The organism is Symbiobacterium sp. (assembly GCF_040797425.1).
Classification (GTDB): Bacteria; Bacillota; Sulfobacillia; order Symbiobacteriales; family Symbiobacteriaceae; genus Symbiobacterium.
In genome coordinates this window covers 57,610-72,597 of record NZ_JBFNEH010000001.1, presented here as the reverse complement: position 1 = coordinate 72,597, position 14,988 = coordinate 57,610, and the positions used below count along the sequence as shown (strand labels likewise).

19 protein-coding genes and 1 pseudogene are annotated in these 14,988 nt (G+C 68.2%); 12 read left to right on the top strand and 8 right to left on the bottom strand.

All coding sequences use genetic code 11. From position 1 onward, the window contains the following. Positions 1-3 precede the first annotated feature (3 nt). The 4 genes from rplM (at position 4) to AB2385_RS00395 (ending at position 2,663) form a co-directional block, all read left to right on the top strand. On the top strand, positions 4-474 hold the full coding sequence (gene rplM, locus AB2385_RS00410; protein ID WP_367652925.1) for a 50S ribosomal protein L13: 471 nt from the start codon (positions 4-6) through the stop codon (positions 472-474). Positions 475-496: 22 nt separating this feature from the next. Continuing rightward, positions 497-892 carry a 30S ribosomal protein S9 gene (rpsI, locus tag AB2385_RS00405; protein WP_367652924.1) on the top strand — a complete coding sequence of 132 codons (396 nt, stop codon included), beginning with the start codon at positions 497-499 and terminating at the stop codon, positions 890-892. A gap of 132 nt (positions 893-1,024) precedes the next feature. Continuing rightward, the gene (locus AB2385_RS00400) at positions 1,025-1,777 is read left to right on the top strand and encodes an N-acetylmuramoyl-L-alanine amidase (protein ID WP_367652923.1); all 753 of its coding nucleotides are present in this window, start codon (positions 1,025-1,027) and stop codon (positions 1,775-1,777) included. 301 nt (positions 1,778-2,078) lie between these two features. Next, positions 2,079-2,663 carry a thymidine kinase gene (locus AB2385_RS00395; RefSeq protein WP_367652922.1) on the top strand — a complete coding sequence of 195 codons (585 nt, stop codon included), beginning with the start codon at positions 2,079-2,081 and terminating at the stop codon, positions 2,661-2,663. Between the two features lie 46 nt (positions 2,664-2,709). Here AB2385_RS00395 and AB2385_RS00390 read toward each other — a convergent pair whose 3' ends face one another. Next, positions 2,710-3,291: a class I SAM-dependent methyltransferase gene (locus AB2385_RS00390; RefSeq protein ID WP_367652921.1), complete on the bottom strand. Its 582-nt coding sequence runs from the start codon at positions 3,289-3,291 to the stop codon at positions 2,710-2,712. Between the two features lie 187 nt (positions 3,292-3,478). On the opposite strand from AB2385_RS00390, the gene AB2385_RS00385 reads away from it, so the two are divergent. Together AB2385_RS00385 and leuB are read left to right on the top strand one after the other, a co-directional pair. Beyond that, the gene (locus AB2385_RS00385; RefSeq protein WP_367652920.1) at positions 3,479-3,871 is read left to right on the top strand and encodes a thioesterase family protein; all 393 of its coding nucleotides are present in this window, start codon (positions 3,479-3,481) and stop codon (positions 3,869-3,871) included. Positions 3,872-4,020: 149 nt separating this feature from the next. After that, the gene (gene leuB, locus AB2385_RS00380) at positions 4,021-5,136 is read left to right on the top strand and encodes a 3-isopropylmalate dehydrogenase (protein ID WP_367652919.1); all 1,116 of its coding nucleotides are present in this window, start codon (positions 4,021-4,023) and stop codon (positions 5,134-5,136) included. A gap of 79 nt (positions 5,137-5,215) precedes the next feature. Here the strand turns inward: leuB and AB2385_RS00375 are convergent, their stop codons facing one another. Genes AB2385_RS00375 through AB2385_RS00360 form a run of 4 tightly spaced genes read right to left on the bottom strand, consistent with a single transcriptional unit; the run spans position 5,216 to position 7,272 of the window. Continuing rightward, the gene (locus AB2385_RS00375) at positions 5,216-5,587 is read right to left on the bottom strand and encodes a GerW family sporulation protein (RefSeq protein WP_367652918.1); all 372 of its coding nucleotides are present in this window, start codon (positions 5,585-5,587) and stop codon (positions 5,216-5,218) included. A 1-nt stretch (position 5,588) separates the two neighbouring features. Further along, on the bottom strand, positions 5,589-6,275 hold the full coding sequence (locus AB2385_RS00370) for a hypothetical protein (protein ID WP_367652917.1): 687 nt from the start codon (positions 6,273-6,275) through the stop codon (positions 5,589-5,591). Positions 6,276-6,327: 52 nt separating this feature from the next. Then, entirely contained in the window at positions 6,328-6,738 is a 411-nt protein-coding gene (locus tag AB2385_RS00365; protein ID WP_367652916.1) for a zf-HC2 domain-containing protein, read from the bottom strand. A 6-nt stretch (positions 6,739-6,744) separates the two neighbouring features. Next, positions 6,745-7,272 (bottom strand): RNA polymerase sigma factor, encoded by a 528-nt coding sequence (locus tag AB2385_RS00360; protein ID WP_367652915.1) that lies wholly within the window; start codon positions 7,270-7,272, stop codon positions 6,745-6,747. A 95-nt stretch (positions 7,273-7,367) separates the two neighbouring features. On the opposite strand from AB2385_RS00360, the gene AB2385_RS00355 reads away from it, so the two are divergent. The 6 genes and pseudogenes from AB2385_RS00355 to AB2385_RS00330 all read left to right on the top strand — a co-directional run bounded on the left by AB2385_RS00355 (position 7,368) and on the right by AB2385_RS00330 (position 11,794). Continuing rightward, the gene (locus AB2385_RS00355; RefSeq protein ID WP_367652914.1) at positions 7,368-7,871 is read left to right on the top strand and encodes a VUT family protein; all 504 of its coding nucleotides are present in this window, start codon (positions 7,368-7,370) and stop codon (positions 7,869-7,871) included. Between the two features lie 135 nt (positions 7,872-8,006). Next, positions 8,007-8,435 (top strand): BphX family protein, encoded by a 429-nt coding sequence (locus tag AB2385_RS00350; protein WP_367652913.1) that lies wholly within the window; start codon positions 8,007-8,009, stop codon positions 8,433-8,435. A gap of 319 nt (positions 8,436-8,754) precedes the next feature. Continuing rightward, positions 8,755-9,006, top strand: a pseudogene (locus tag AB2385_RS00345) (serpin family protein); the annotation flags it as partial. Positions 9,007-9,083: 77 nt separating this feature from the next. Continuing rightward, positions 9,084-9,296: a serpin family protein gene (locus tag AB2385_RS00340; RefSeq protein ID WP_367652912.1), complete on the top strand. Its 213-nt coding sequence runs from the start codon at positions 9,084-9,086 to the stop codon at positions 9,294-9,296. Further along, the gene (locus tag AB2385_RS00335; RefSeq protein ID WP_367652910.1) at positions 9,296-10,543 is read left to right on the top strand and encodes a serpin family protein; all 1,248 of its coding nucleotides are present in this window, start codon (positions 9,296-9,298) and stop codon (positions 10,541-10,543) included. Before AB2385_RS00340 ends, AB2385_RS00335 begins: the two co-directional genes overlap by 1 nt. Before the next feature lie 12 nt (positions 10,544-10,555). After that, positions 10,556-11,794, top strand: a complete 1,239-nt coding sequence (locus AB2385_RS00330) for a serpin family protein (RefSeq protein ID WP_367652909.1) — start codon at positions 10,556-10,558, stop codon at positions 11,792-11,794. A 74-nt stretch (positions 11,795-11,868) separates the two neighbouring features. On the opposite strand, the gene AB2385_RS00325 is transcribed toward AB2385_RS00330, so the two are convergent. The 3 genes from AB2385_RS00325 to AB2385_RS00315 form a co-directional block, all read right to left on the bottom strand. Then, positions 11,869-12,954, bottom strand: coding sequence for an ABC transporter substrate-binding protein (locus AB2385_RS00325; protein ID WP_367652908.1), 1,086 nt, complete (start codon positions 12,952-12,954; stop codon positions 11,869-11,871). A 71-nt stretch (positions 12,955-13,025) separates the two neighbouring features. Next, the gene (locus AB2385_RS00320) at positions 13,026-13,829 is read right to left on the bottom strand and encodes an ABC transporter ATP-binding protein (protein WP_367652907.1); all 804 of its coding nucleotides are present in this window, start codon (positions 13,827-13,829) and stop codon (positions 13,026-13,028) included. After that, positions 13,826-14,701 carry an ABC transporter permease gene (locus AB2385_RS00315; RefSeq protein WP_367652906.1) on the bottom strand — a complete coding sequence of 292 codons (876 nt, stop codon included), beginning with the start codon at positions 14,699-14,701 and terminating at the stop codon, positions 13,826-13,828. Before AB2385_RS00315 ends, AB2385_RS00320 begins: the two co-directional genes overlap by 4 nt. Positions 14,702-14,988: the final 287 nt, after the last annotated feature.

Here is a 14,988-nt window from a genome sequence, read left to right as displayed (position 1 = left end):
TAGATGCCCCTCAGCGATCCATCTGCCGTAGGAGGGAATCCAGTGAGCACTACATTCATGGCCAATCCGCAGAATATCGAGCGGAAGTGGTACGTGGTTGACGCCGAGGGCAAGACTCTCGGGCGGTTGGCCTCGCAGGTCGCCGCTATTCTGCGTGGCAAGCATAAGCCGACTTTCACCCCGCACGTGGATTGCGGCGATTACGTCATCATCATCAACGCGGACAAGGTCCAGGTCACCGGCAAGAAGTTCGCCGAGAAGGTTTACCTGCGCCATTCCGGCTATCCGGGTGGCCAGAAGGCCATCACCTTCGAGCGGATGATCGCCACCCACCCCACGCGCGTCCTCGAGCTCGCCATCAAGGGCATGCTTCCCCACAACCGGCTCGGCCGGCAGATGTACCGCAAGCTCAAGGTGTACGCCGGTCCGGAGCACCCGCATGCGGCGCAGAAGCCCGAGCCGCTTGAGCTCTAATCGAGAGGAGGCGTGTTGATCGATGTCGACGCTGACGCAGTACTGGGGTACCGGCCGCCGGAAGAACGCCATCTGCCGCGCCCGCCTGGTGCCTGGCACCGGCAACTTCGTGGTGAACGGCCGCACCCTTGAGGATTACTTCGGCATTCAGACCCTGCGCATGCTGGTGGAGAGCCCCCTGGCCCTCACCGGTACGACGGGGAAGTTCGACGTGTATCTGAACGTGATCGGCGGCGGAATCTCCGGCCAGGCTGGCGCTTGCCGCCACGCCATTTCCCGGGCCCTGCTGAGGTTTGACCCGTCGCTCCGCCCCGTCCTCAAGCAGGCTGGCTTCCTCACCCGCGACCCGCGGATGAAGGAGCGCCGCAAGTACGGCCTGAAGAAGGCCCGCAAGCGCCCGCAGTTCTCCAAGCGTTAGAACCGGACAGGCCCGTGGCGCCAGATCGCCACGGGTCTTTTTCTGTCCGATGGCGGCCGCCGGGGTGGGCACCACAGGAGACGAGCATTTCAGACAAGCCGGCGCATACCTTTCTCCGCAGGGGGGAGGCTTGTGCGCAGGTCAGTGTGGACCCAGGTCCTGCTGCTGGGCCTGGTCGTTCTCGTCGTGGCGGTTGCGCTTCACTCGGCCTGGAGGGGGATGAGGGCGCTGCGCCAGCAGGCGCAGGAGCCGGAGGCGCCGGCGAAGGAGCCGGGGCCGCTGGCCGGCATGGTGATTGTGGTGGACCCCGGACACGGCGGGTGGGACCCCGGTGCGGTGGTGGACGGCGTGCGGGAGAAGGATCTCACCCTGCAGGTGAGCTTCTTGCTGAAGGAGCAGCTGGAGGCGCGGGACGCCACGGTGATCCTCACCCGCGACAGCGACCGGCACTACTCCCGCTCCGTGCGGGAGGACCTCCAGCAACGGGTGGCCCTGGTGCAGGAACACCAGGCCGACCTGTTCCTGTCGCTGCACGCCAACAAGGACCGATGCAACTGCTGGGGCGCCCAGACCTTCTACCAGAAGGGCGGACTGCCCGAGGCCAAGATCCTGGCCATGGCGATTCAGAACCGGCTCCGGGAGCTGACGGACACGACCCGCTACGCCCTGCCCGGCGACTACTTTGTGCTGCGCAACACGGAGGTGCCGGCAGCCATCGTCGAGATGGGGTTCCTCTCCAACCAGACGGAGCGGGAAAAGCTGCAGCAGCCCGAGTACCAGAAGATCGTCGCCCGCGCCATCGCCGAGGGGGTGGAGGCCTATCGCCGGCACATCACGGAGCAGCCGGGGTTGGTGCCCGAGAACCCGGCCGATCCGGGGCGGTGAGCGAAGGGCGAGTGAGCGGTGCGCACGGCAGTGAGTTGTGGGCAGCGAGAGTGGCAGTGGCTTGTGGGCGGTGTCACCCGCGGTGGGCGGCAGACGGCCCGCACGGTGAGGCGGCGGCGAAGCCGGGGTCGGCGGGGGTCGCGAGGCGCATGTGGCCACCGGGTGAGCGACGCCAGGAGGCAACCGTGGGGCGGCAGAGGGCAACGGCAACCCGTGAGAGGTGAGAGGGGCGAAGGAATCGCGGTGTGGCGCCTCGAAACCCCAATAGAAGTTGTACCAGTATCCAGGGGAGGCGCCGCCGTTGCTCCGCAATCTGAACTATGGCTGGATCGACGTGATCACCTCGGGTACCATGTACGCCGGCAAGACCACAGAGCTGATCCGACGGGTCAGGACCTACATCCTCGCCAAGCGCACCGCGGTCGTCTTCCAGCCCCGGATGGCCCGGCGGTACACTGACGAAGAGGTCGTCGAGACGCACGACGGCCTGCGCTTCGAGGCCGTCCTCACCGACAACCCGCTGGAGATTCTCTGGTACGCCGAGATGCACAGGCCCAACGTGATCGCGATCGACGAGGCGCAGTTTTACGATGAGTCGCTGGTGGACACCGTGCAGGAGCTGGCCAACCGCGGCCATTACGTGATCATCGCCGGGCTGTCGCAGACTTCGGAGGGGAAGCCCTTCGGCTGCATGCCCCAGCTGCTCGCCCTGGCCGACAGCATCACGACCCTCTACGGCGTCTGCGTGGTGTGCGGTGAGCCTGCCACCAAGCCTTTCGCCAAGCAGGCCAAGACGGAGGACGTCCTGGTCGGCGGCGGCGAACAGTATGAGGCCCGCTGCCGCAAGTGCTGGCTCGAAGGTCGCCGGCAACGGGGCGAGTTGTGACCCTGCCACCACAGGAGGCCCGCCAGGCGGGCCTCTTCTGTTGACCCTACACCGTCTTGATGAACTTCAGGCCGTACGAGTATGGCCCCACGTCGCAGGGGCCCTCGTAGTGGAACCCCGTGGCGGTGAACTCCGCCACCACGTCTTGCGGTTCGACCCGCTCGGCCAGAGGCGGCCCTTCCGGGGTCGCCTCTGTTTTCCAGTCCACCAACAGGCAGACACCTCCGGGCCGGAGGATGCGCTTCACCTCTCCCACGAACAGGGAGGCCGGGTCCACCTCGTGGTAGACGTTCACGACCAGCGCGGCGTCGCAGACCTCGGTGGGCACCGGCCATTCGTCCTCCTCCTCGGCCAGCACGGCCACGACGTTGTGCAGCCCCGCCTGCTGCACCCGCCGTGCCAGCAGTGCGAGCATCTCCGGGCTGAGGTCGATGGCATACACGCGGCCTTCCGGAGGCAACCGACGAGCCGCCTCCAGCGCAAACCAGCCCGGCCCGCAGCCCACGTCGGCCAGCGCGGTGTACCGTTCGAGGTCCAGGTGGCGGAGCACCTGCTCCGGATCTTGCCAGCGGCGCCGGCTCTCGCCGAGGAGCCGCAAGGCATCTTCGGGATCAAAGCGGCGGGCCACGGTGGATCACTCCTTGTCAAGCAGGGTGACACGGAGGGTGAGCGCCTCCGGAAAGCGGGGCTGTCGCGGCGGACCTGCGCACAAATAGCCGGATCGGCCAGCAGGCGCCGAAGCAGGTGCCCGCCTCAGCAGGAACGGCTGCAGTTTAGACGAAACTGAGGGGCAGAACAGAATGGGAGGGACTCGCATGCCTCTTTCCCCTGGCCTCACCGCCGAGGCGACGACGAAGGTGACCCCGGAGAACTGCGCCAGCGCTGTCGGCAGCGGCGGCGTTGCCGTGTTTGCCACACCCATGATGATCTCGCTGATGGAGCAGGCGGCCGCCCGGGCGGTGGCACCGCACCTGGCCGAAGGCGAGACCACCGTGGGGACGCTGGTGAATGTGCAGCATCTGGCCGCGACCCCGCCGGGGCTGACCGTGCGGGCCGTGGCTACGCTCGAGCAGGTGGAGGGCCGGCGACTGGTCTTCCGTGTCGAGGCGTTCGACGACCGGGAGCGTATTGGCGCCGGCACGCACGAACGGTTCATCGTCAACACGGCCCGGTTCCTGGCACGGGCTGGCGAGAAAGCGTTGCCTTGAACCCTTTAACGTGCTAAACTTTCACCCAAGCCGGCTCACGCTGCGGCATGGCCAAACCACGAACTCGCCACCCGCCAGACACCGCTCACCGCCGCCCGCTGCTCAAGGGCTCGCAGCTCACCACGCCCGGCTCACAACCCCAACGGGAGGTGTCTACCTTGACCGGGACTGCCTATCGAATTGCGTGTCTCCCTGGCGACGGGATCGGCCCTGAGGTGATCCGGGGGGCGGTCACGGTGCTGGAGGCAGCCGCAAAGGTCTACGGCTTCACACTCGAGTTTTCCGAGCACCTGGTGGGCGGAGCCGCCTACGACGCGGTGGGAACGCCTTTCCCCGACGAGACCCGGGACGCCTGTGACGCGGCGGACGCCATCCTTTTCGGCGCGGTGGGCGGGCCCAAGTACGACGGGCTTCCCTGGGAGTACCGCCCGGAGGCGGCGCTGCTGGCCATTCGCAAGCGCTACGACTTCTACGCCAACCTCCGTCCGATTCTGCTCTACCCACCCCTGAAGGATGCCTCGCCCCTCAAGAACGAGATCATCGGCGGCGGCGTCGACTTCATCATCGTGCGTGAGCTGGTCGGGGGCATCTACTTCGGCGAACCCCGGGGCATCACCACGCTCCCGGACGGCACGCGCCGGGGCGTGAACACCGAGGTGTACACCGACGCCGAGATCGCACGCATCGCCCGCATGGCGTTCACCATCGCCCGGGACCGGCGGCGCCGCGTCACCTCCGTCGACAAGGCGAACGTGATGGAGGCCGGCCGGCTCTGGCGGACGGTGGTCGACGAGGTGGCCCGGGAATTCCCCGACGTGGAGGTGGAGCACCTCCTGGCCGACAACGCGTCGATGCAGATCCTGCGCCGGCCTGGCGACTTCGACGTGATGCTGGCCTCCAACCTGTTCGGCGACTTCCTCTCCGACGAGGCGGCGATGCTCACGGGGTCCATCGGCCTCCTGCCGTCCGCCTCGCTGGGCGAGGTCAGGAACGCGCACGGCCTGCCGAAGGGCTTCTACGAGCCCATCCACGGCTCCGCCCCGGACATCGCGGGGAAGGGCCGTGCCAACCCTCTGGCTGCCATCCTGTGCGGCGCCATGATGCTGCGCCACTCCCTGGGACAGGCTGAGGCCGCGGCTGCCGTGGAGCGGGCGGTCGCCCGGGCGCTGGAGGAGGGCCTCCGCACCACCGACATCCGGGTGCCCGGCACGGCGGTCCTGGGCACCATGGAGATGGCCGCCGAGGTCGCCCGGCGGATCGGCTGATGAACGCAAGCAGGCCTCCCGGGGTTGCCGGGGGGCCTGCGTTGTGCCTGCGACGGGAAAGCGCCTGGCGGAGGGCCGGCTAGGCCTGCGCCGCCTCGTTCTGGGCCTTCTCCCCTTGCTTGCGTGCCTGCACCTGTTCGAGCAGCCCGGGAATCGACTCCACGATCTTGTCGATGGCGCCCCCCTTGTGCAGGGGGAGGACCGAGACGTCGCCGTCCCGGATCACGATCACCGCCCGGGCGGAGAGTCGGGCGCCACCGCCGCCACCGCCGCCGCTGCCCCCCTGCCGCTCGTCGTGGCCCTCGCCGCTGCCGGCGCCGAAGCCGAAGGTGATGTCGATCACCGGAATCAAGGTCACCGCGCCGACGGTGACGGGCTCCCCTACCACCGTCTTGGTGCTCAGGTGCTTCTCCAGGGTCTCCGTCACGACGCTCAGGAATTCCAGTGGCATGTCAGGATCCTCCTTGCATTAGGATTTGCCGAATGGGCCGGAATCGAATCTGGCCGACCAGGTAGTTCCAGATCTCCCGCCTCCGCAGTACCCGCCAGGCGATGATCAGTAACCGGAAGCCGTACAGGCTGCCGGTGAGTTCCGCCCAGCCCACCAGGCAGGGGCGGGAGAAATCGGGGCTGAGCCGCAGCGAGCGGCCGAGGCCGGTGCCCCAGCGCACGGCCTCGCAGAAGCCGGTCACGGAAGGGTCGCTGAAGCCGTAGGTCAGCTCGCCGGCCGCAGTGGTGCCGAGGGAGCGCCAGAACCGGCCGGGCAGCCGCGCCAGTTCCTGCACAACGGCCTTCAGCAGGGCGGGACTGGGGCGCCGCCCCGGCCGCCTCCGCGCTCTCCGCCCGGGCGTGCCCCGCCGCCTCCACCGGCCAGGCCGCCGCGCGGCCGCTCCCCGGCCGCCACCCTTGAGCGGGCGACCCAGCAACCGCACGTCCCACTGCACCGGCGCCCCGTGGTTCCAGGCAGCCGCCACCGCCAGGTTCAGCACCCCCCACCGGAGGCGCAGCCGGCCCTCCGCGCTGCCTGTGAGAGCATCCTCCCCGTCTGCAGCTGCGAGATCCGCCTCGGCCCGCAGGCGGAACCGCCAGGGCACGAACAGCAGCGTGAGCCCGAGCAGGGCCAGCAGACCCAGCAGCACGAGCAGGGTCCACAGCAGAACCGTCGCCAGGGTTCCGAGCAGTACCGGCAGGTCAACCTCCCCCTTCCCGCCGTAGCAGGCGCCTCAGCGCACGGTGGCCGGCCCGCAGGAGTCCGCCGGCCCCGGCGTGGCCCAGGCTGCCGACGGTCCGGAGGGGCCGGACGACCGCAGGGTTAGCCGTGAGCCAGAGCAGCGCGAGACCCAGGGCACCCCTCCCGGGCGCATGCGACGCCTGCAGCCGGCGGTGTTCCGCCAGCAACCGCTCCGCCAGCGCGTCAGGGTCCAGGGACGATGCCGGAGTCGGCTGTACGGGGCGGCTCAGGTCCCAGCAGAGGGCCTTGAAGGTGGCTGCCCTCCGGCGGCAGGAGGGGCAGGTCTCCAGGTGCGCCTCCACCACCGCCGCCTCGGCGGCGTGGAGGGTGCCGTCAATGTAAAGCTGAACCAGGTCGTCGCTGCACTGCACGGGCGGTCACTCCTCCTGGACGGCCAGGCGGGCCCTGAGGAACCGCCTGGCCCTGAACAGGTACGTCTTCACGGTGCCGACGGGAAGTTCGGTGAGGCGGGCAATCTCCTCATACGAGAGGTCCTCCTGGTGGCGGAGGGTGACCACCACCCGCCACAGGGGGGGCAGGTCCGCCAAGGCCTGCCGCAGGTCCAGCAAGGTCCAGGCTGGCTCTGATGCCGGCTCGGCCACCAGGGCCGCTTCCGGCAGGTGGTCCAGCGGCAGGTGCCCCCGCCGCTGCTTGAGCAGGGTGAGCGCCAGGTTGGTCGTGACCCGCCTCAGCCACGGCCACAGCGGGCGGGAGGCGTCGAGCGAGTCGATTGCGCGCACGGTGCGCAAGAAAACCTCTTGCGTAAGGTCCTGCGCGTCCTCCCGGTTCTGGACGAAGGCGTAGGCGGTGCGGTAGACTCTCTCCTGATAGGCTGCCACCAGGCGAGTGAACCCCGCCGCATGGCCTTGTCGGCAGAGTTCGATGATCGTCGAATCCCGGTCCATCGGCGGGCCTCCCATCTGGTGCTCTACTCTCCACTACTGTCCATCCAGCCAGAAAGTTTCAGCGGATGGGCAGCGCACCGAAGGAGTCGAAGTGAATGCTCATCGCGGTGTACCTGGCGGCGATCGTGGCCGCTAACCTGACTGTAGCCTACTTCGGGCCGTATTTCAGCATCCTCAACTCGTTCCTCTTCATCGGTCTCGACATCACCAGTCGCGACGCCTTGCACGAGCGCTGGGAAGGCCGGCACCTGTGGCTCAAGATGGCCCTGCTGATCCTGGCCGGCTCGGTGCTCTCGTGGCTGCTCAACCGTTCGGCCGGACGGATCGCCCTGGCCTCATTCGTCGCCTTTGCCGCCTCCGGTTCGGCGGACACGCTGGTCTACCACCTGTTGCGGCACCAGTCCAAGCTCCGCCGGGTGAACGGTTCGAACGTTGTCTCGGCCGCCGTGGACTCCATCGTCTTCTCCTCCGTGGCCTTCGGCACCCTCATGCCCGACGTCGTGGCGGGGCAGTTCCTGGCCAAGGTGGCAGGCGGCTACGTGTGGGCCTTGCTGCTCAGCCGGTTGCTCTGGGGTCGGGAGCAGGTCCAGGAGCGCTGATAGAACCCTAGGGCTCCCGCCCGACCGTAGGGTAGACCCCCTAGGTAGAAAGATCTACATCCCCCTCGACAGCGTGAGATTCTTCTGCTATATTTGAAAGACAACAGAATCATAACAACGGGAGAGGTGTGGGGGATGCGCTACCTGAGCGGCTGGATGTATGCGGTGGGGGCCCTGTATCTGCTCATGGCATTCCTGTTCAACCCGTTGCTCGTCTCCGTGGCCCTCCCGACCGTCGGAGTAGATCTGGAGCCTGGCGGCCAGAAAGTACTGGCAGACGGGGTCTTCTTCATCGGGGCCATCGTGGCGGTCCTGGGCGTCTTCCTGCTGCGAGGGGCGCGTCAGCCCCACCTGAACCGCGAACTGGTCAAGCTGGCCATCTGGGTCGAGTTGATCGCGGGCCTGGTGCTCAACATCTACCTCGCCCTGCGCGGGTACGGGCATCCGCTGGCCCTGGTGGCTTTCGGCCTCCTGCACGGTGCGATCGCGCTGGTGGGGCGGCATGCCCTCATCACCTGCCGCCGGCACCTCACGGCTGTCAAACCGCTCAAGCGGGCGAGCTGACCGGCTGGTCCACAGCACAGAAACGTCCCCATCACCCCCGAAGGCGTGCGGCCTTCGGGGGTTCTCGTTCCTGACGGAAAAGTCCGGTGGGCCCTCTGAAACGCGCGAAGGGCTCGCCCCCGTCTGAGGTGTAGGAGGGGATGGCCGGCGAGACGCTTGCTCGCTGCCGCGCTGCCCGCGGCTCTGCTGGCGGGATGCGGTGGTCTTGGTGCGGTCGAGCCGACGGTGCGCAAGGCCGGCCCGCCCGCGGTGGACGATCGCCTGAGTGCGGCCTCGGTGGGTGGCCTCCCCTGTGAGCGCCAGCCTGGTCCTGACCCTGATGGGCGGCGCCCGCGGCGAGACGCCGCCGTGGCGAACGCGGTCTGCGGCGGTGGCGCAGGCTGAGTTCGGAACACGGGAAGGAACCGACAGGATCAACGCCTGGGCGGCTGAGCAGACCCGGGAAAAGATTGAAAAACTACTGGAGGAGACCCGGCCTGACACGGTCATGGTCCTGGCCAGCGGGCCCTACTTCCGGAGCGCCCGGAGCGAGCCCTTCAACCCGGCGCTGCCCCGGCCCGGCACCTTTGCCCCCTCTTCGGCGACGGACGGCCCGGAGCCTGGAGGTCAGCGAGGAGGACACCGAGGCAGCCGCCGTGACCGGGGGGCATGCTGGAGAGCGAGCCGCTGCCGCTCCTGGAGGTCAACCGCCCGTTCCTGCTTGCCACACGCGATGACGAAACCGGCGCCCTGCTTTTCCTGGGCGCGGTCACGGACCCCGTGAGCCCCTGGAGTTCCACACGAAAGGCACCGCAGATCCAGCGACGGCACCGGGCCCGCGGGAGCGGCCCGGACCGGCGCACAGCCAAGGAGGTGCGATGATGATCGTCCCGATGATGCTGCGGCTACCGGCCGGGCTGGTGCTACTGGGCATCTTCCTGGCCGCCTGCGGCGGTACCCTCCCCGGTTCCGGCGGAGCAGGGATGGCCGCCCCGCCGCCCCGTCCCGAAGCCGTGGATCCGGCCCTCACCCAGGCCACCGACCAGTTTGGCATCGACCTGCTCCGGACGGTGCACACCGGGCGGCCGGAACAGAACCTGTTCCTCTCGCCGGTCAGCGCTCAGGTAATCCTCAGTCTCGCGGCCAACGGCGCCCGCGGCCAGACGCAGCAGGAGATGCTGGCCGCCCTGGGCTACGGCGAGACCGATCTGGCGACCGTCAACCAGGCCATCCGCGACCTGCGCGGCATCATGGCCCACCCGGGCGACAAGGTGGAACTCTCCACGGCCAACGGCATCTGGTACCAGAAGGGCCTGACGGTGGCGCCGGACTTCCTCACCATCGCCACGCAGCAGTACGGGGCGCAGGTGAGCGAGACCACCTTCGGGGATCCTGCCGCGGCCGCAGCCATCAACCGTTGGGTCTCGGAGCAGACCGGGGGCCGGATCCCGCAGCTGGTGGACCGCACCAGCGCAGACGACCGGATGTGGCTGGTGAACGCGCTTTACTTCAAGGGCGCCTGGCAGAAGCTGTTCGATCCCAACCGTACCCACCCGCAGCCCTTCTACCTGCCGCACGGCGGCACCGTGGAGGTTCCCTTCATGAACCAGACTGCCACCTTCGGCTACCTGAGGGATACGGGACTCACCGGCGTGCGGCTGCCTTACGGCGAGGGCGGTCTGGCGCTCTATGCCTTCATGCCGGACGAGTGGGAGGGCTTCGTGGAGGGACTCACCCCCGACCGGTACGCCGGGTGGATCGCCGCGATGGGCGAGCGGGAAATCCGCCTCTCCATGCCCAAGGTGAAGCTCACCGACCAGGCGGAACTGAGCGAGCCCCTGAATGCGATGGGGATGCGGCAGGCGTTCGTGCCTGGCCTGGCCGACCTGGGCGGTCTGTTTACGGACGGTCCGGAGCTGTACGTGAGCCGGGTGATCCAGAAGACCTTCCTCGAGCTGAACGAGGAGGGAACCGAGGCGGCGGCGGCCACCGGCGTGGGCGTGACCGCCACCAGCGCACGGCCCGACCCACCCCCGGCGGTGCTGCTGGACCGGCCCTTCCTGCTGGCCATCCGCGACGACCGCACGGGCGTTACGCTCTTCCTGGGTGCGATTGTGAACCCGCAGTAGGGGGTGTGTGGCGTGCAGCTCTTGCACCTACGGACCTGGTTGCCGGCGCTGCTCGCGGCGGCGCTGCTGGCGGGGCCGCTCCTCCAGGGCTGTGCGAGCCCCGGCCTGGCGGCGCCTCCGCCCCGCCCCAAGACGATGGACCAGGCGTTCGTGGAGGCCACTGACCGTTTCGGCATCGACCTGCTCCGGGCGGTCGCCGCCGAGCGGCCCCGGGAGAACCTCTTCCTCTCGCCCGTCAGCGCGCAGGTGGTCCTGAGCCTCACCGCCAACGGGGCCCGGGGCGAGACGCAGGCGGAGATGCTGGCTGCCCTGGGTTACGCCGGGATGGACCCCGGCGCCGTAAACGAGGGCATGCGGGACCTCTGGGGGCTCATGGCTCACCCGGGCAAGAAGGTGGAACTGGAGAGGGCAAACGGCATCTGGTATCAGACGGGATTTGCGGTGGTCCAGGCTTTCCGGGAGGTGGCCGGGGGGTATTACGGCGCCGAGCTGCACCAGACCACCTTCGGCCGGCCCCAGGCCGCCGAGGCGATCAACCGCTGGGTGGCGCGCCGTACCCGGGATCGCATCACGGACTTGATCAGCGAGACTACCCCGGATGAGCGGATGGTGCTGGTGAACGCCCTCTACTTCAAGGGGGAGTGGAAGGAGCGCTTCGACCCCGAACGGACCGAGCCGCGGCCCTTCCACCGGTTGAACGGCTCGCCGGTAGAGGTGCCGTTCATGCACCAGACCGAGAGGTTGGGATACATGGCGGAGGAAGGGCTGGTGGGCGTGCGCCTGCCCTACGGGGAGGGCGACATGGCGCTCTACGCCTTCATGCCGGACGAGTGGGAGGGCTTTCTGGAAGGGCTCACCCCCGAGCGGTACCGGGGGTGGATCGCGGCGACGGCCGAGCAGCGGGTCCGGCTGGCCTTTCCGAAGGTGCGGATGCGGGACGGGCACAGGCTGAAGGACCCGCTGAAGGCGCTGGGCATGGAGCGGGCCTTCGACTCTGAGCAGGCCGACTTCAGCGGGCTGCTGGTGGGCAGCGAGCCCCTGTACATCGACGAGGTCGTGCAGAAGACCTTCCTCGAGATCAACGAAGAGGGCACCGAGGCGGCCGCCGCCACCGCGGTAACCATGAGGACGGGGAGCGCCCCGTTCAGTGACGTTGTCGAGGTCGTTTTGGACAGACCCTTCCTGCTCGCCATCCGCGATGACCGCACCGGCATCACGCTCTTCATGGGAGCTATTCTGGATCCCAGCTAGGCGCCATACGCAAATGGCGCTCCTTCGGATCGGAAAACCGCCCGAAGGAGCGCCGCTTCTGCTTTCTGTGCTGCCTACTCGCCCACCTTCTGGGCCTCTGCGAGCACGGTGGCCGGGATGTCCAGGCCGAGGGCCTCCGCCGTCTTCGTATTGATCATCAGCGCCAGGTCCTCGTTGTACCGCACCGGCACGTCGCCGGGGTTCTTGCCCTCCAGCACCTCCACCACCGTCTGAGCGGTGAGCTTGCCGTGCAGGTAGTAATTGAGCCCGAGGGTCGCCAGAGCACCCTGCTCCACGTAGCTCTCCACCGAGGAGATGGCCGGGATTTTGCGGCCCAGGGCGATGTCGATCACCGCCGCGACGCCCTGGGCCAGGGTGTTGTCGGTGATCAGGTAAAGGCCGTCCACCCGGCCCACCAAAGACTGGGCTGCCTGCTGCACCTCGGCCGCGTTGGCCACCATCGCCTCGACGATGGTGAAGCCCAGTTCGTCGGCGGCATCGCGGATGTCCTCCACCAGGGCCACGGAGTTGGCCTCGCCGGCGTTGTAGATGACGCCCAGGTTCTTCACCTGGATGCCCAGCCGATCGAACAGCTCCATCTGCACCTTGACGGGCACCAGGTCAGAGGTGCCGGTCACGTGGCCGCCGGGCTTCTGCAGGTCCGACACCAGGCCGGCGCTCACCGGGTCGGTGACGGCACTGAAGACGACCGGAATCGGGTTGTTCTTGGTGGCCTGCACCACCGCCTGCGCGCTGCGGGTGGCGATGGCGATGATCAGGTCCTTCCGGTCAGCCACGAACTTCTCCGCGATCTGCTGCGCCACGGTAGGTTCGCCCTGAGCCGACTGGAACTCGATCTTGATGTTCTGGCCGTCCACGTAGCCCGCCTCTGCCAGCCCGTCGATGATGCCCTGCCGGGTGGCGTCCAGCGCCGGGTGCTCAACGATCTGCGTCAGGCCGATCTGAATGGGCCCCGACGGCTCGGAGGTCTGCTGCTCCGACGAACCGGCCTGCTGGCCCTCCTGGTTGCTCCCGGCGCCGGCCTGCTGGGTCTCCTGGCTGCTGGACGAGGTCGAACTGGAACTCCCTGGCTGCGAGGAAGTGCCACACCCGGCCAGGACGAGTGTGGCGGTGAGCAGCACTGCGAGCACACGACGCATTGGCGGATCGCCCTCCTCTGTGTCTTCTAAACTTCTCTCTATATGGGAACCCCCCGCAAGGGGGGAACCGCCTAGTTGGCCAGTACGGCCCGATCGTAGTTGAAGCCCTCGCCGCGCACCCGTTCGAAGGCGTTGCGCAGCCCGTCGATGGTGAGCTGCTGCTTCTCCGGGCCACTCACGGTGAAGAGGATGCGCCCCTCGTGCATCATGATCAGCCGGTCGCCCAGACGGATCGCCTGCTCGAGGTTGTGGGTGATCATCAGGGTCGTCAGGCGGAGCTGCCGCACCCAGCGGTTGGTCAGGTCGGCGACGATCGCCGCGGCCCGCGGATCCAGCGCAGCGGTGTGCTCGTCCAGGAGCAGGATGTCGGGGCGCTGCAGGGTGGCCATGAGCAGGCTCAGCGCCTGGCGCTGGCCGCCGGAGAGCAGGCCCACCCGATCATCCAGCCGGCGCTCCAGACCGAGCCCCAGTTGGGCCAGCTCCTCCTCGAAGCGGCGGCGCCTGGCGGCGGTGAGGGCCCAGCCGAGCCCCCTGGGCCTGCCGCGGGCGATGGCCAGGGCGAGGTTCTCCGCGACGGTCAGGTTCGGCGCCGTGCCCGCCAGCGGATTCTGCAGCACCCGGCCGATGCGGCGGGCCCGCTCCACCTCGGTCTGGCGCGTGATGTCGGTGCCCGCCAGCAGGATGCGCCCCCGATCGGGCGTGATCACCCCGGCCACGGAGTTCAGCAGGGTCGACTTGCCCGCCCCGTTGGAGCCCACCACGGTGACGAACTCCCCGGGTGCCAGGGTCAGGTCGATGCCCTGCAGGGCCTTCACCTCGTTGGGGGTGCCGGGGAAGAAGGTCTTGTGCAGTCCTTCGATGGTGAGACCGGTCACCGGGCCTCACCCCCTTCCGCCATCCGCAGGCTCTTCTTGATCTGGGGAATGGAGAGGGCGACCACCACCAGCGCGGCGGTGATCAGCTTCAGGTCGCTGGCCTGGAACCCCGCACGCAGGGCCAGCGCGTACAGTGCCCGGTAGACAACGGAGCCCAGCACGGCGGCGACCGTGGCCCGGGGAACGCTGGACGCGCCGAAGAGCGTCTCGCCGGTGATGAGCGCAGCCAGCGAGGCCACGATGGTGCCGATGCCCATCTGGGCGTCCGCGAAGCCGCCATACTGGGCGATGAAGGCGCCCCCGAGGCCCACGATGCCGTTGGAGAGCGTGAAGGCCAGGAGCCGCATGGAGTCGCTGCTGACGCCGAGCATCCGGACCATGGCGTCGTTGTCGCCGGTGGCCCGCATTGCCAGGCCCAGTTCCGTGCGGAAGAAGAGGTTCAGCAGCAGGATCATGGCCGCGGCGATGACGCCGAAGAGGGCGAGCTGCGCCCAATCGTCGTCGGGCACCAGCGTGGTCAGGTTGAAGAGGGCGATGTTCGACCGCCCCATGATGCGGAGGTTGACCGAGTAGAGGCCCGTCATGGTGATGATGCTGGCCAGGAGCGGCTGCACCCGCAGACGGGTGTGGATGAGTCCCGTGATGACGCCGCCGGCCGCGCCGGTGAAGAACCCGGCCAGCGTGGCGGGGACCGGATGAACGCCCATGGTCAGGAGGCGTGCGGCCGTGGCGGCCCCGGTGGTCAGAGTGCCGTCCACCGTCAGGTCGGGCACGTTGACCACCCGGAAGGTGATCCACACCCCGAGGGCAACCAGCCCCCAGACCAGGCCCTGTTGGCACACGGGCAGCAGGAAGTCGGCTACGAAGTTCATGAGTACGCCTCCAATCGGAAACGGTCTGGCGGGTCGTGGAAACGAGAAGGGCGCCCGAAAGCGCGGGCGGCCCAGAGTTGCTGTGTCGGCGTGGTGGCGGTGTGTCCCCGTGACGAGCCCCTTCAGAATTGTGATGTGCCTATCCGCAGATTTAGGGACTATGATACTTTACCAAAATGAAGTATGTCAATAGGAGCGAGGAAGCATCCCACGGAAAGGTGAAGGGGGCAGCGCTGCTGCCCCCAGTATACCAGCAAGGGAATGCGAAAAATGTCGACTATTGTTGA